The organism is Parageobacillus sp. NEAU-HV-2 (assembly GCF_059115485.1).
This window is the reverse complement of the sequence record NZ_JBXUJJ010000001.1, coordinates 70,645-85,434: the sequence shown is the minus strand read 5'-3', so window position 1 is coordinate 85,434 and position 14,790 is coordinate 70,645. Positions and strand designations below refer to the sequence as shown.

Genomic DNA, 14,790 nt, shown 5'->3' with positions numbered 1-14,790 from the left:
AAAAGTGATCATCACTTTTGGGCCACCCTTTTTTCACGCTGTTTATACAGCGTCTTTTCTCTCTTCAGCACAAATAAATAAAACAAAATGGAAAAAGACACCGACAGCGCTGCGGTGAGATAAATGCTTGCATATCCGAACCAATGGCTGATTTGCCCGAAGACCATCGCGCCGACCCCGACTCCTAAATCGAAAAAGGCGAAAAAGGTCGCGTTTGCCATTCCTTTACGATCTCTCTCCGCTCGTTCGACAGACCATGCCTGCAGCGCCGGCTGTACCGTTCCGAATCCTAGTCCGTAAAGAATCGCTGCCGTAAATAAAATCATGTTGTTCGGCAGCCATGCCAACAATAACATTGCCAGCAAAATAAGCGCGGCACCCGGAATAAATACGGCCTGATGTCCTTTTTTGTCATACAATTGGCCGGCAAACGTTCTTGTTACCATTAAGGCAAGCGCATAGATCAGGAAATACCATTGAATCCCTGAAATTCCTTTTTCCGCGGTATATAGCGGCAGAAACGAAGCAATTCCGCCAAATGTCACGGTTAGAAAAAAAAGCAGAATCGAAGGCTCTAACGCACTTTTTTCGTAAATGTCCCATTTGTGGTGTGCCAGCTTTTGCGGCTGTTCGATTTTTTTATATGTAATATTCGCAGCGAACAGTAAGGAAGCCAATCCTAACGCGGCGCAAATCAAGAAAAGGGGTGCAAAAGACAGCATTCCGGCAAGCAATAGTCCAAGCGATGGTCCAAACGCAAGCGCTATATTCCCTGACAGTCCGTAATATCCCATTCCTTCGCCTCTGCGGCTAGCTGGGATGATGTCCGTGGCAATCGTGCCTGATGCAGTAGTGGAAAAGCCCCAGCCGATCCCTTGAATAACCCTCATCATAAACAACAGCAAAATGCTTGTAATAAAGCTGTACGATCCCACCGAAAGGACAAAGATCGCCAGCCCTATCAAAAATACAAAACGCCGTCCCTTTGCTTCTAATGCATGGCCGGCAAACGGCCGCACAATTAATGCCGAAAAGGTGAAAATCCCGACCACTAAGCCGATCAGCTGGTCATTGCCGCCAAGATGCTCGACAAACAGCGGGATAGTCGGCAATGTCATTTGAAAGCCAAGAAACACAAAAAAGTTGGCTAAGCAAATGAGCACAAAATCTCTCGTCCAAATTTTTTCCTTAGTCGCATCTATTGTTTGACTTTGTGGTTCACCCACCACAAACTCCCTCCAATCATTCATTTTAAACCAAACACTCAATACAGTTTAGTGTAACATAAATAGATTAATTTTTTATGAGAAAAGCTTATTGGAAATCCATAAGATATGCTCACCTTATTTTTTTACTACTATTTCACAAAGCCACTTTCCTCCAAATATATACCACATGTGCGAGGCGGCACAGCGGTTTTCAGTATAAGTTTTTCTCCCTTCTCATTATATTAAGATAAAAAAGCTGCCTGCCCGGGCAGCTTTTAGTTCCATCCTTTACGTTGTCGCAACGAGACAATTTGCGCCGTATGATGTTTGCCATGCCATGCGTGCATGGCGATTAATACATATAAAGGGACGTTCTCTTTTGTACCTTCATGATAAAAATTCCGTTGAAAATCCTCGTCGCTCAGCGATTCTAGTAGATACGCCCACCGCTCGTGAAGGCCTTCGAGCAATTGCAGCGATGGCTCGACATATAGTGAACGGGCTTCTAGCGTCTTTGCCCAATCATTCTCCTCAAACGGTTTAATCGAAGGAACATCCTCCGCCAGTGTCCATTTTGTGCGCAAAAACGCATTCATGCTCGCATCGGCGATATGATGCACAACTTGAGCAACTGTCCACCCACCATCGCGATACGGCGTGTTCAGCTGTTCTTCATTCAATCCGCTGACCGCCTCCCGCAATGCGCTAGGCACTTGGCGAATATCGGCAATCCACCGCCCGACATCCTCTTTTCGAAATGCTTCCGGGGCTTTAAACTTTCCTATTGGATAGCGAATGTCATCCATGATTTCCCTCCTCCTTTCTTATCCATATTCCGCACCAATATAAAAAATCCTTCCTAAAAATGTAGATAACAACATTAAAAAGCATTCCTGTCTCTTCTAATACAGGCAAACAGCTTTTTTGTTTGGTTAGCAAATTTCCCCATAGATAACTAAGCCGAAACAAAAATGATTGCCGCTTCATAAACATGCGACATTAGATCGCATGCATTGAACTCGAATTATCGCAGTCATAGATTTAAAAGGACATTGCAAAAACTCAGAGACTAAAAAATTTGACAAGCCTAGTACGTTGAAGCGATTAGGTCAAATTGCTACTTGATCTGAAGCTGGAATAGCTGTCCTGAATTCGGATTTGCCGCCTCCACCTTCATAATTCTCTGGCTGTCCCCTGTCGCTAGATTAAAAGACATAGAGCGCTAGCTTGATTCATGTCGAAGCAAATACACGCGCGCTTCATACGGCTTTAGCTTAAAGCGGGTTGCGTTTTTATGCGGTCGGACGTCGTAGTTTTGCAACACCAAATTATCGGAACTTAAGCGGATGCCGTCATAACGGTACAATGCTGGCTGGTCGCTCAGGTTCACAATAATGACTGCTTTTTCACTGCCGAGCGTTCTTGTATACGCATAAATCGCCGGATGTTTTTCTAAAAGCAAGTCATATGTTCCGTAAACGAACACTTCATTCGTCTTGCGAAGCTGTATCATTTTTTTGTAAAACGAAAGCACGGAGTTCGGGTCGCGCAATTGTGCTTCAACATTAATAGTCTTATAGTTTTCGTTCACTTTCATCCATGGCGTTCCCGTCGTAAAACCAGCATTTGGCGCGTCGGACCATTGCATTGGCGTGCGCGAATTGTCGCGCCCCGTTTTCCAAATCACTTTCATAATTTCTTCATGGGAGCGGCCCTTTTCCCGTTCAATTTGATACATTCTTTTAATGGCGACATCATTGTAGTCTTCAATATTCGGAAATTGAACGTTCGTCATCCCAATTTCCTGGCCTTGATAAATAAAAGGAGTTCCCTGCATTAAAAAATAGAGTGCGCCGAGCGCCTTGGCGCTTTCGACCAAGTACTCCTTGTCATTTCCCCATGTCGAAACGGAGCGGGGCTGATCATGGTTTTCCAAAAACAACGCGTTCCAGCCGCGGTTTTCGAGCCCCTTTTGCCATTTCGTCAGCATGCGCTTTAATTGGCGCACATCGACGCCACCATCCGTTCCTGTTTGCCATAGCCCTAAATGTTCAAATTGGAAAATCATATTGAAAATGCCGTTTTCTTCGCCGACCCATTGTTCGGCATCGTCGACAGTCACGCCGTTCGCTTCTCCGACCGTCATAATGTCATAGCGCGCAAACGTTTGCATTTTCAGCTCTTTTAAATATTCCATAATCCCCTCTTGGTTCATATGACCAGCAAAAGACGGAACATAATCCAACCCTTTTGGATTCGGCAAATCCGGTAATCCCGGCTTTTTCTTAATGTGGGAAATCGCGTCAACGCGGAAGCCGTCAATGCCTTTAGCGAGCCACCAATTCACCATTTGATAAAGCGCTTTGCGCACTTCTTCATTTTCCCAGTTCAAATCTGGCTGCTTTACATCAAAGATATGCAAATAATATTGGCCGGTTTTCACATCGTACTCCCAGGCGGAGCCGCCAAAAATACTTGCCCAGTTGTTCGGCTCTCGGCCGTTTTTTCCATCACGCCAAATATACCAATCCCGCTTCGGGTTGTCCCTTGATGAACGCGATTCGATAAACCATGGATGTTCATCGCTTGTATGGTTAATGACTAAATCCAAAATCAGCTTCATGCCGCGTCGGTGAACTTCCTTCAGCAACACATCGAAATCTTCCATCGTTCCGAACTCTTCCATAATCGCATGGTAATCGCTGATATCATATCCGTTATCGGCGTTTGGCGACTTGTAAATCGGACATATCCATATAATATCAATTCCAAGGTCTTTTAAATAATCAAGCTTCTCGATAATTCCACGGAGATCGCCGATTCCGTCCCCATTCGCATCCATGAAGCTCCTTGGATAGATTTGATATACCACTCCTTCTTTCCACCAAGCTTTCTCCAAGGCTGTATCCTCCTATTTTTGTGCATACGTTTTCACTATGAAATGTACACTACATGATGGCAATATACAATCTTTTTTGCAAAAAAGAAGGCAGCCTTCTTTTCGACACATATCGAAGGCTGCGCTTTTTCCCTTCCTTACTCTGTTTTGGAGTGATTCGTCTCGTAAATTTTTAAATTATGGTACACCACTTTTAACAGCGGCGTTTCGATTTCGTATTGTTTTGCCAATGAAAGCAAGTAGCCTTGCAAATGGTCGGCTTCAATCAGCTGCCCTTTTTCCATATCGCGCTGCATCGATGATTTCATCGCCGCTTCGATTTTATTTAACTGGGCCAATTGCCGATCGATCATTTCTTCTGTCAATGGCGCGCCATGCGCTTGCATAATAGCTGCAATCTCTCTCAGCAAACCACCAACAACTTCTTGTCCGTATTCTCCCGACCGAATTGGGCCAATTGGCGCACGAAACAGCGTCGTCACTCCGGACATCGTTGCGATAAATAAATATTTATTCCACATATCTATTACAATGTGCTCGCTTAAACGGAAACGGGCGTTGCAGCCGGAAAATAATTGTTCCAACGCAAGAACGCGCTCCGTCCGCTCCCCGGACCATTCGCCAAAGCGGACATCATGGGAAGCGCTCGTTTGTATGATTTCCCCATGTTCATTTAATGTTGTTTCAATAAAGCAAAGCCCGCCGAGCACATTGTCTTTGCCAAACTCCTCCCAAAGCATGTCCATATGCGCCATGCCGTTTAACAGAGGCAAAATCAACGTTGCTTCGCCAACATACCGTTTCGCGTCGCGAACCGCTTCCGGCAGATGGTACGCTTTGTTGGAAAAAATGACGACATCAAACGGCTCAGCCTGCTCACCCGTTACAAGCAGCTTCGGAGACAGCACCGCATCGCCGTGAACGCTATGAATCACTAGTCCCTTCTCCTGCAGCTGTTTTTTTCTCCGCTCCCGGACAAGAAATGTCACGTCCACTCCTTTTTCGAGCAATCTTCCGCCAAAATAACCGCCGACCGCGCCGGCGCCGACGACAAGAATGCGCATCTATGTATTCCCTCCTTGAAAACATAAAAATAGGAAACAGTCGCGCTGTTCATTTCCGCACGACCGCCAAACATAAAGCGTTATAAAAGGAAAAAGGGGAACGTGTTCTTCCCCTCTTTCCTTTCTTATCTGCTTAGCAGCAACGCGAAACTTTTCCACCCTTCCCGTTGTAGCGCGCTTCCTGCACTTCGCAGAAAAACTCTTTTCTTGATTTGATCGGCTCTCCCGGATGGTGTGTTTTCATGTGCTCGACATATTTTTCATAATTGGGAACGCCGACAAGCAAATCAAGAAATTGCTTTCGATAAGATAAAATGGTTTGCAGCCGCTTAAGCATAATGTTTTGCCCCTTCTCCTCCATCCCGTGGGATGTAAGGTGCTTCTTTCAACGGTACATGTTTGTTTTGCAATACTTTTATCCACATATTTACTGCCGAAATCAACATGGCAATCACAACAAGCATGAAAATCGCGCAAAGCGTTGCATCAATGTAGTCGTTCATAATGATTTGGTGCATTTGCGCCTCATTGGTCGCAGGAGCCAAGATTTTTCCTTGATTTAATTCATTTTTAAACATATCCGCATGGGCGAGAAAACCAATTTTTGGATTGCTATGGAACAGCTTTTGATATCCTGCGGTGAGCGTGACAACTAAAAGCCAAGTAGTCGGGACCAGCGTTACCCAAACGTACGCTTTTTTGCCCATTTTAAACAGCACGGTCGTACCGAATAGCAACGCAATTCCCGCCAGCATTTGGTTGGCAATGCCGAACAGCGGCCACAACGTGTTGATGCCGCCAAGCGGATCGACTACCCCTTGGTATAGGAAATAGCCCCAACCGAACACACACAGCGTCGTCGCAATAATATTGGAAACTAGCGAATCGGTTTTGCCAAGCGGTTTGTAGAAAGTGCCCATAATATCTTGAATCATAAAGCGGCCGACGCGCGTACCAGCGTCAATCGTCGTTAAAATAAAGAGCGCTTCAAACAAAATCGCGAAATGGTACCAAAAGGCCATTAACGCTTTGCCGCCGATTACATTCGAGAGAATAACCGCCATTCCAATCGCCAGTGTCGGCGCACCGCCAGTCCGCGATAAAATCGTTTGCTCGCCGACATTTTTCGCAAGCTCTGACAGCATGTCAGGCGTCACGGTAAATCCCCATGACGATACGACTTTCGCTGCTTGCACTACATCTTGGCCGATGACAGCAGGCGGGCTGTTGATCGCAAAATATGCTCCCGGAGTCAGCACGCATGCTGCCACCATCGCCATGACAGCGACGAACGATTCCATCAACATCGCGCCATAGCCGATCGGGCGAGAGTGGCTCTCGAGTTCAATCATTTTCGGCGTCGTACCGGACGAAACAAGGGCATGGAATCCGGATACGGCACCGCAGGCGATCGTAATAAACAGGAATGGGAATAAGTTCCCCGCGAATACCGGGCCAGTGCCGTCGATAAATTTCGTTACCGCCGGCATTTGCAAATCTGGCGCCACGACCAAAATGCCTAAAGCAAGGCCGACAATCGTGCCGATTTTTAAGAATGTGCTTAAATAGTCACGCGGCGCAAGCAATAACCATACTGGCAATGCTGATGCAACAAATCCGTAAATGATCATTAAAATCGCGATCGTTTCACCTTTTAATGTAAAAATTTCCGCTAGCGTTGGATTTTCCGCTACATACTGTCCGGCAACCAATGAAACAAGGAGCAGAACAAATCCGATTAAAGAAGCTTCTGCTACGCGTCCCGGACGAATAAAGCGCATGTAGATTCCCATCAAAATCGCAATCGGAATCGTCGCAGCGATGGTGAACATGCCCCACGGACTTCCCACAAGCGCTTTCACAACCACCAATGCCAAAACAGCCAATAAAATAATCATGATTCCTAAAATACCAAGCGCAGCAATGAAGCCTGTCACAGGGCCGATTTCTTCTTTCACCATTTCGCCAAGCGATTTGCCATTGCGACGCATCGAAGCGAATAAAATAACGAAGTCTTGTACAGCTCCGCCTAAAACAACGCCGATCACAATCCACAGCGTTCCCGGCAGATATCCCATTTGCGCCGCCAAAATCGGTCCAACGAGCGGGCCGGCGCCGGCGATCGCCGCAAAGTGATGGCCGAACAACACCCATTTGTTCGTCGGCACATAATCTTTTCCGTCATTAAACACCTCGGCAGGTGTTTTGCGAGTGTCATCGAGCCCAAATACTTTGCGGGCAATAAACTTGCTGTAAAAGCGGTAGGCCACCGCATACGTACATACAGCGGCAACAATCATCCAAACCGCATTAACCGTTTCGCCACGGCTTAATGCGAGGATCGCAAATCCTGCTGCTCCAAGTACAGAAATAAGACCCCAAAGCAAAACGGATTTAAGCCCTTTCACACTTTTTCCCCCTTTGTTGTTCATTAAAAATTCATTACATTAATATTATATTCATTATTCTGAAAAATTTAAAGAATATTTTTTTATTTGCGATAATTAATAATATATAGTCAAGAATTTTATTCCATTACGTTTATATTCAAAAAAATAGAAAATATTTGTTTTATTATTGTGAAATAGCATAAAATCGTGCTGTTTGCTAAATAATGTAATTACAGCCAACCATTAAGGAGGTGGAATTTTCATTTTTTTGCTCTATTTTGTTTTCGTCACAATAACCAACAATATCATCGTCAAGAAAATTATTTTAGTAAAGGGTTAGAAAACGTGAAAGCAATGGAACCGTTATTGTGGAGCATTGCACTACCTGGATTTGGGCAAATTTTAAATAGAAAATATTTTAAAGGCGTTTTATTTATCCTCTTAGAGTTTCTTATTAACATTCAATCGCGGTTTAACGAGGCCATTCGGTTAAGTTTTTTGGGGAATACTCGTGAGGCCATCCACATCATTGACTTTGAGTGGCTCATGTTTTATCCATGTTTATATTTTTACGCGATGTGGGACGCGTTCAAAGATGCGGGCGGAGGACAAACCCCTTATTCGTTCCTGCCGTTTGTATTTTCCGCCTATTTTGTTACCGTTGGTCTAATGTATTCCTCGCACATCACATTTTTTGGCATATTTTTCGGTCCTATTTGGCTGCCGATGCTGTTTGCCATTCCCGGGATATGTATCGGGCGGCTGCTTCAAATTGTATTGCTAAAATTCCATCCCCCGCACCAATGAGAAATGCTTGGACAACAAAACAGCATTTCTCATTTTTCTTTTTGTCGTAAAATCATAGTTGAATTTTCCAGCGTTTTATTATATGCTTATACCAATGACAAAGCACTATATATTGTGTTTTTTATTTAACCAACAACTATATATAGTAAAACCACAAGCAATGGTGTCCGTTCGGACTTAATAGGGAATCTGGTGCGAATCCAGAACTGCCCCCGCAACTGTATGTGCGGACGAAATGGAGCATCCACTGTATGCGAAAGCTCGTTTGGGCGCGCGTATGGGAAGGATCCAAAGTAGGAAGAAGCACGAGTCAGGAGACCTGCCTTGCTTGGTTGCGTTTCATGTTCTCCGGGGAGCGGGAAGATGAAACGATGGTGGAAAAGGGCTTCTCCTACCCTTTTTATGCTGTCGTTTCATCCACTCGTCGACCCGAGTGGATTTTTTTATGGACGACAAGGAGGAGAAAACGATGGCATTGCAAACAAGCAATACGATGATTACGAAAGAAAATGAACAAGCGGAGCCATTTTCCCACGAGAAACTCATTTCCTTTATTCGCCGCACGACGAGCGATTTTCCGCACTTACAGACAGATGACTATATCGAACGCATCATCCGCGTGATCGAACATAAAGAGACCATTTCTGTCGAGCAGCTCTTTCATTATCTCATACTAGAGGGGCTTTCCTATATTAGCGAAACAGAACCGGAATGGACGTTTGTCTGCGCCCGCATTTATTTAAAACAATTATATAAAGAAGCGGCAAAACAGCGCGGATACGACGAAGCTCAACGTTACGGCAGCCTTTATGATTTAATTGCTGCACTTGTCGAAAAGGGAGTGTATCATCGTTCCCTTTTGGAAGATTATACAAAAGAAGAAATCATGGAACTTGCCAAACTTATTGATCCAGAAAAAGACAAGCTGTTTACCTACATCGGCTTGCGCACACTCGCCGATCGCTACCTTGCTCGCGACTACGAACGCAACTTGTATGAGCTTCCGCAAGAGCGGTTTCTCATCATCGCGATGACGCTAATGGCCAAAGAGCCAAAGCAGCGCCGTTTTGCCCTTATCCAAGAAGCGTACTGGGCGTTAAGCAACTTGTACATGACCGTTGCCACACCGACTTTGGCAAACGCTGGAAAAAGCTACGGACAACTGTCAAGCTGCTTTGTCGATACAGTCGACGACAGCCTGCAAGGCATTTACGACAGCAATACCGATATCGCCAACCTTTCGAAATCGGGTGGCGGAATCGGCGTCTATCTCGGAAAAATCAGAAGCCGCGGCAGCGACATCAGAGGCTTTAAAGGCGTTTCCTCCGGCGTGATTCCATGGATGAAGCAGCTTAATAACACCGCCGTCAGCGTCGATCAATTAGGGCAGCGCAAAGGTGCGATTTCCGTTTACTTAGATGTATGGCATAAAGACATTTTCGCCTTTTTGGACGCAAAATTAAACAACGGCGACGAACGGATGAGAACACACGATTTATTTACGGGCGTCTGCATTCCTGATTTATTTATGGAACAAGTGGAAAAGCGCGGGGACTGGTATTTGTTTGATCCGCATGAAGTGCGGAAAGTGATGGGATTTAGCCTGGAGGATTTTTACGATGAAGAAAAAGGGCGCGGCAGCTTCCGTGAAAAATATTGGCAATGCGTCCATGAAGAGCGTCTTTCGAAAGAAAAAGTACCGGCGATTGAAATTATGAAAAGCATTATGCGTAGCCAACTGGAGTCGGGGACACCGTTTATGTTTTACCGCGACGAAGTGAACCGAAAAAATCCGAACGCGCACCTCGGCATGATTTACTGCAGCAACCTTTGTACGGAAATCGCGCAAAATCAAAGCCCGACTGTTGTGGAAAAGCAATATACGGAAGACGGAAAAATTATCATTGAAAAAATCCCCGGCGATTTTGTCGTCTGCAACTTGTCGTCGATTAACCTTGCCCGCGCCGTCACCGACAATGTGCTTGAGCGGCTCATTCCGATTCAAATGCGCATGCTTGACAACGTCATTGACTTAAACAACATTCCTGTCCTGCAAGCGCAGCTGACGAATCAAAAATACCGCGCCGTCGGGCTTGGCACGTTCGGCTGGCACCATTTGCTTGCGTTAAAAGGCATGCGCTGGGAATCGGACGAAGCAGTTGAATACGCGGACAAGCTGTATGAAAAAATCACCTATTTGGCGATCCAAGCAAGCATGGAATTGGCGAGGGAAAAAGGTAGTTATCCCGCATTTCCAGGCTCCGATTGGCAGACAGGTGCCTATTTTGACAAGCGCGGCTACCGCCGCAACGACAATGCCGACTGGGACACACTGAAAAAACAAGTCGCCAAACACGGCATGCGCAATGGTTACGTCCTGGCTGTTGCGCCAAACGCTTCCACATCGATTATCGCCGGCAGCACCGCCAGCATTGACCCGATCTTTTTAAAAGTGTACGCGGAAGAAAAGAAAGATTACAAAATCCCCGTCACTGTACCTGATTTAAATGAAAAAACAACATGGTATTATAAATCGGCGTACCATATCGACCAGCATTGGAGCATTAAACAAAACGCAGCGCGGCAACGCCATATCGACCAATCGATTTCGTTCAACTTTTACGTCATGAACACGATTAAAGCGAAAGAACTGTTAGACCTTCATCTCACCGCCTGGAAGTCAGGACTAAAAACAACGTATTACGTCCGTTCCACTTCCAGCACGATTGACGAATGCGAATCATGCGCAAGTTAATGCCAAGGAGGAATGAAACGTGGCACATCTATTAACGAAACGGGTCATCATGGACCCGGAAGCACCCAACCGCTCAACGCGAATTATTAACGGCAAAAGCTCAAACGTCCTAAATTGGGACGATATCGCTTACCCATGGGCGTACGCCAAATATAAACGGATGCTGGCCAACTTTTGGACGCCGTTTGAAATCAATATGTCGCAAGATGTCAAGCAATTTCCATTGCTAACCGAGCGTGAACAAGACGCGTTTTTAAAAATTATCGGCCTGCTCGCACTGCTTGACAGCATTCAAACCGACTACGCCGGCAGGGTCGCCGATTATATTACCGATTCAAGCATTAACGCGCTTATGATTATGCTCGCGCAGCAAGAAGTCATTCATAACCATTCGTATTCTTACGTTCTTTCAAGTCTCGTGCCAAAAAACAAGCAGGATGAAGTATTTGAATTTTGGCGGAACGAGCCGATTTTGCGGAAACGAAACGATTTTGTCACAAACGGCTACAAAGCGTTTGCCGAAAATCCGAACGTGGAAAACTTACTAAAATCGATTGTCTATGACGTGATTTTAGAAGGATTGTTTTTCTACTCCGGCTTTGCTTTCTTTTACAATTTGGCGCGCAATCAAAAAATGGTCGCGACAAGCACGATGATTAATTACATCAATCGAGACGAACATATTCATGTCGATTTATTTGCAAAAATTTTTACAGAAGTGCTAAAGGAATACCCGGAATACAATACACCGGAACTTGCTGGCTTTGTACGAGAAACGTTCATCAAAGCAGCAGAACTGGAAATCGAATGGGCCAATTACATCATCGGCAACGATATCGATGGCATTGATATGCATGATTTGAGCGCCTATATTAAATTTTACACCAACGTCCGCGCCCATCAGCTTGGCTTTGACCGTCCGTTTGACGGCTATCGTACAAACCCATTGCGCTGGATTAAAGCGTATGAAGAAGTCGATCTCGGCAAATCAGACTTTTTCGAACAAAAATCAAGGCAATATACAAAAGTGAATATCGATAACGGATTTGATGAATTATAAGCAAAAGCCGCCAATCATCCGTTGGCGGCTTTTGTTTCTAATTTGTTTTCACCCTTCTTCTTTTTCAACGTGCCAGCGGCGATCACCCCAGCGACGATAAGAATTTCAAATCCATATTTGACAATCGGATTCGCAAAGTACTGATCTAAAAACGGCTCATCCACAATCATCTTTGAGGCCGTCCATGCAAGCACTCCCGCTCCGATGGTAATAATAATCGGAAAACGCTCGATCCATTTTAAAATGATCGTGCTTCCCCATACCATAATCGGTACGGAAATCATTAACCCAAGTATGACTAATAAGAAGTTGTCATGTGCAGCTCCAGCCACTGCCAGCACATTATCCAATCCCATTAACGCATCGGCGATAATAATCGTGCGGATCGCTTCCCATAAGCTTCCTCCCGCTTCGACGTCATGGCCTTTCTCTTCAACAAGCAGCTTATAAGCGATCCATACAAGCAATGTACCGCCAATTAGCAGCAATCCAGGAACCTTTAGTAGCCATACGACAAATAAGGTGGCAAGCGCACGGATCACCACCGCACCTACCGTTCCCCAAATGACTGCTTTTTTCTGTTGATGCTTCGGCAAATTTCGTGCCGCCAAACCAATGACGATCGCATTGTCGCCCGCCAATACAAGGTCAATAATGACAATCGATAAAAGCGCTGTTAAAAATTCCACTTACCATTCCTCCTTTACACACCGTATTTATCTTTTAAATGAGAAGGAGCCATTTTGATGATTTGCTGAAAGATAAATAATAGTACGGTTACATCATCAATGATGCCAAACAACCCCAACCAATCCGGAATAATGTCAAATGGAAACACCATATAGATCGCTAGAAGTAAAATGGAAAGCGCCTTTTTCAACGCAGGTACTTCTTGAGATCGAAAAAACTCTATTAAAAACGGGAGAAACCGACGAATTTTAACAATGAAACGCAGTCGTTTCCATATTTTCCTCATCTATATCCCCCCTATATAAACATTTCATCTTTCCCGAACCTCTTTCTTATTTTCTCCACTCCTCCTTTCTTCGCGAAAATAAAAAGACCTTTACCGATTGGTAAAGGCCTTTCATAAAAACAGACCTTTACCAATATTGGTAAAGGTCTCGCTAACAACGTTACCGTTGCCAACAAAGCCGAGGGTGTTGCCCTGAACTGACGACTTTGTTGTTAAAGCTACTCCCCTTTAACACAGAAACCATGTATTTACTTTTACATTTTAATGATATTCAATTTTTATATATGTTGTCAACAAAAAACTGCTCTAATCAATATCTTCTGTGCTAATAGAAAAAATATGATATAATTCAGAAAAAAGTCATTGGGAGAGACGAATATGAACGCAAAAGAAATCATGGCGCTTTTTCTGCTTGCGGCTTTATGGGGAGCCTCTTTTTTATTTATGCGCATCTCTGCCCCTGCCATCGGGCCTGTACTTACGATCGAGTTGCGCGTGCTTATCGCCGGCATCGTGCTGTTATTGTATGTATGGATGTTCAAAAAAAGCGTAGAGCTGAAAGCTTATTGGAAGGAATATCTTATCGTTGGGGCGCTGAATGCGGCAATTCCGTTTACGCTCATTGCCGCTGCCACGCTGCATTTACCTGCTTCCGTAGCGGCCATCTTGAATTCGACCACCCCGTTGTTTACCGCGCTTGTTTCGCGATGGTTTCTTCATGAGCCTCTTTATGCAAAAAAATGGATCGGCATCGTCCTCGGCACTGTCGGCGTGTTTGCGCTAGTCGGCTGGAGCCCTGTTCCACTGTCAACGCAGACCGTTTTTTCTGCGTTACTGTCGATTTTGGCCGCGTTCTCATACGGATGCGGCGGTGTGTATGCTAAAAAGACATTTACGGGAGTTTCTTCCTTATCGTTGTCGATTGGGCAGCAATTAGGTGCCGCTGCTGTGCTCATTCCGTTGGCAGCCTTCGCTATTCCAACAAAACCAGTATCGCCGCTCGTCATGTATTCGATATTCGGACTGGCCGTTTTTTGCACGGCGATCGCTTACTTATTTTATTTTTACTTACTAGCAAACGTTGGACCAACCAAAACATTAAGCGTTACCTTTCTTGTACCTGTTTTCGGCGTCATCTGGGGAATGATTTTCCTTCACGAAAAAATCACGATTGGCATGCTCGGCGGCCTAGCCATTATTTTAACAAGCATTTTCCTCTTGTCAGATGTCAAAATCACTGTGAGGCGACAAGAGTACATAAAAGGATAAGGGGGAAAAACGATGGAAAAGCCATATTACGCAGTGATTTTCACCTCGGAGCGAACCGAAGGAGATCACGGATATGATGCGATGGCAAAACAAATGGTTGAACTGGCCTCCCAACAGCCTGGTTTTCTTGGCGTCGACAGCGTCCACAATGAAAGCGGCGCCGGCATCACCGTTTCCTATTGGGATTCTTTAGAGGCCATTGAACAATGGAAGGCGCACGCGGCGCACCAAATCGCGCAAGAAAAAGGAAAGCAGCAATGGTACGAGCGCTATTCAGTCCGGGTGTGCAAAGTAGAACGGGAATATGGTTTTGAAAAGTAACCCAGACTGCTGCATTTCGTCAGCAGTCTTTTTCAATGCAT

14 protein-coding genes and 1 riboswitch are annotated in these 14,790 nt (G+C 45.1%); of the genes, 6 read left to right on the top strand and 8 right to left on the bottom strand.

Annotated elements, in window-relative coordinates:
- Positions 1–11: 11 nt before the first annotated feature.
- The 6 genes from AC1WMD_RS00535 to AC1WMD_RS00510 all read right to left on the bottom strand — a co-directional run bounded on the left by AC1WMD_RS00535 (position 12) and on the right by AC1WMD_RS00510 (position 7,579).
- Entirely contained in the window at positions 12–1,226 is a 1,215-nt protein-coding gene (locus AC1WMD_RS00535; protein WP_494255740.1) for an MFS transporter, read from the bottom strand.
- Between the two features lie 257 nt (positions 1,227–1,483).
- The gene (locus AC1WMD_RS00530) at positions 1,484–2,014 is read right to left on the bottom strand and encodes a YfiT family bacillithiol transferase (RefSeq protein WP_494255739.1); all 531 of its coding nucleotides are present in this window, start codon (positions 2,012–2,014) and stop codon (positions 1,484–1,486) included.
- A gap of 416 nt (positions 2,015–2,430) precedes the next feature.
- Positions 2,431–4,107, bottom strand: a complete 1,677-nt coding sequence (locus AC1WMD_RS00525; RefSeq protein WP_494255738.1) for a glycoside hydrolase family 13 protein — start codon at positions 4,105–4,107, stop codon at positions 2,431–2,433.
- 137 nt (positions 4,108–4,244) lie between these two features.
- Positions 4,245–5,171 (bottom strand): ketopantoate reductase family protein, encoded by a 927-nt coding sequence (locus AC1WMD_RS00520; protein WP_494255737.1) that lies wholly within the window; start codon positions 5,169–5,171, stop codon positions 4,245–4,247.
- A 133-nt stretch (positions 5,172–5,304) separates the two neighbouring features.
- Complete coding sequence (locus tag AC1WMD_RS00515) at positions 5,305–5,508, bottom strand: YbdD/YjiX family protein (protein WP_494255736.1); 204 nt, start codon at positions 5,506–5,508, stop codon at positions 5,305–5,307.
- The gene (locus AC1WMD_RS00510; RefSeq protein WP_494255735.1) at positions 5,501–7,579 is read right to left on the bottom strand and encodes a carbon starvation CstA family protein; all 2,079 of its coding nucleotides are present in this window, start codon (positions 7,577–7,579) and stop codon (positions 5,501–5,503) included. Before AC1WMD_RS00510 ends, AC1WMD_RS00515 begins: the two co-directional genes overlap by 8 nt.
- A 327-nt stretch (positions 7,580–7,906) precedes the next feature.
- Between AC1WMD_RS00510 and AC1WMD_RS00505 the strand changes: the two genes are divergently transcribed.
- From AC1WMD_RS00505 to AC1WMD_RS00490, 4 genes are all read left to right on the top strand, one after another.
- Positions 7,907–8,368, top strand: a complete 462-nt coding sequence (locus tag AC1WMD_RS00505) for a hypothetical protein (protein WP_494255734.1) — start codon at positions 7,907–7,909, stop codon at positions 8,366–8,368.
- A 143-nt stretch (positions 8,369–8,511) separates the two neighbouring features.
- Positions 8,512–8,709: riboswitch (cobalamin riboswitch) on the top strand.
- Between the two features lie 22 nt (positions 8,710–8,731).
- Positions 8,732–8,881, top strand: coding sequence for a hypothetical protein (locus AC1WMD_RS00500; protein WP_494255733.1), 150 nt, complete (start codon positions 8,732–8,734; stop codon positions 8,879–8,881).
- Positions 8,838–11,123, top strand: a complete 2,286-nt coding sequence (locus tag AC1WMD_RS00495) for a ribonucleoside-diphosphate reductase subunit alpha (RefSeq protein ID WP_494255732.1) — start codon at positions 8,838–8,840, stop codon at positions 11,121–11,123. Before AC1WMD_RS00500 ends, AC1WMD_RS00495 begins: the two co-directional genes overlap by 44 nt.
- A 19-nt stretch (positions 11,124–11,142) precedes the next feature.
- Positions 11,143–12,183 (top strand): ribonucleotide-diphosphate reductase subunit beta, encoded by a 1,041-nt coding sequence (locus AC1WMD_RS00490; RefSeq protein ID WP_494255731.1) that lies wholly within the window; start codon positions 11,143–11,145, stop codon positions 12,181–12,183.
- A 14-nt stretch (positions 12,184–12,197) separates the two neighbouring features.
- Here the strand turns inward: AC1WMD_RS00490 and AC1WMD_RS00485 are convergent, their stop codons facing one another.
- A complete protein-coding gene (locus AC1WMD_RS00485) occupies positions 12,198–12,872 on the bottom strand; it encodes a TerC family protein (RefSeq protein WP_494255730.1) in 675 nt (224 codons plus the stop codon).
- A 14-nt stretch (positions 12,873–12,886) separates the two neighbouring features.
- Entirely contained in the window at positions 12,887–13,159 is a 273-nt protein-coding gene (locus AC1WMD_RS00480; RefSeq protein ID WP_043903659.1) for a YkvA family protein, read from the bottom strand.
- 378 nt (positions 13,160–13,537) lie between these two features.
- On the opposite strand from AC1WMD_RS00480, the gene AC1WMD_RS00475 reads away from it, so the two are divergent.
- Together AC1WMD_RS00475 and AC1WMD_RS00470 are read left to right on the top strand one after the other, a co-directional pair.
- On the top strand, positions 13,538–14,428 hold the full coding sequence (locus AC1WMD_RS00475; protein WP_494255729.1) for a DMT family transporter: 891 nt from the start codon (positions 13,538–13,540) through the stop codon (positions 14,426–14,428).
- A 12-nt stretch (positions 14,429–14,440) separates the two neighbouring features.
- A complete protein-coding gene (locus AC1WMD_RS00470) occupies positions 14,441–14,749 on the top strand; it encodes an antibiotic biosynthesis monooxygenase family protein (RefSeq protein ID WP_043903657.1) in 309 nt (102 codons plus the stop codon).
- The last annotated feature ends 41 nt before the right edge of the window (positions 14,750–14,790 follow it).

Coding starts and splice junctions, on each gene's coding strand:
- AC1WMD_RS00530 (WP_494255739.1), bottom strand. CDS start 2,014: ATGGATGACATTCGCTATCCAATAGGAAAGTTTAAAGCCCCGGAAGCA.
- AC1WMD_RS00520 (WP_494255737.1), bottom strand. CDS start 5,171: ATGCGCATTCTTGTCGTCGGCGCCGGCGCGGTCGGCGGTTATTTTGGC.
- AC1WMD_RS00515 (WP_494255736.1), bottom strand. CDS start 5,508: ATGCTTAAGCGGCTGCAAACCATTTTATCTTATCGAAAGCAATTTCTT.
- AC1WMD_RS00500 (WP_494255733.1), top strand. CDS start 8,732: ATGAAACGATGGTGGAAAAGGGCTTCTCCTACCCTTTTTATGCTGTCG.
- AC1WMD_RS00495 (WP_494255732.1), top strand. CDS start 8,838: ATGGCATTGCAAACAAGCAATACGATGATTACGAAAGAAAATGAACAA.
- AC1WMD_RS00480 (WP_043903659.1), bottom strand. CDS start 13,159: ATGAGGAAAATATGGAAACGACTGCGTTTCATTGTTAAAATTCGTCGG.
- AC1WMD_RS00475 (WP_494255729.1), top strand. CDS start 13,538: ATGAACGCAAAAGAAATCATGGCGCTTTTTCTGCTTGCGGCTTTATGG.
- AC1WMD_RS00470 (WP_043903657.1), top strand. CDS start 14,441: ATGGAAAAGCCATATTACGCAGTGATTTTCACCTCGGAGCGAACCGAA.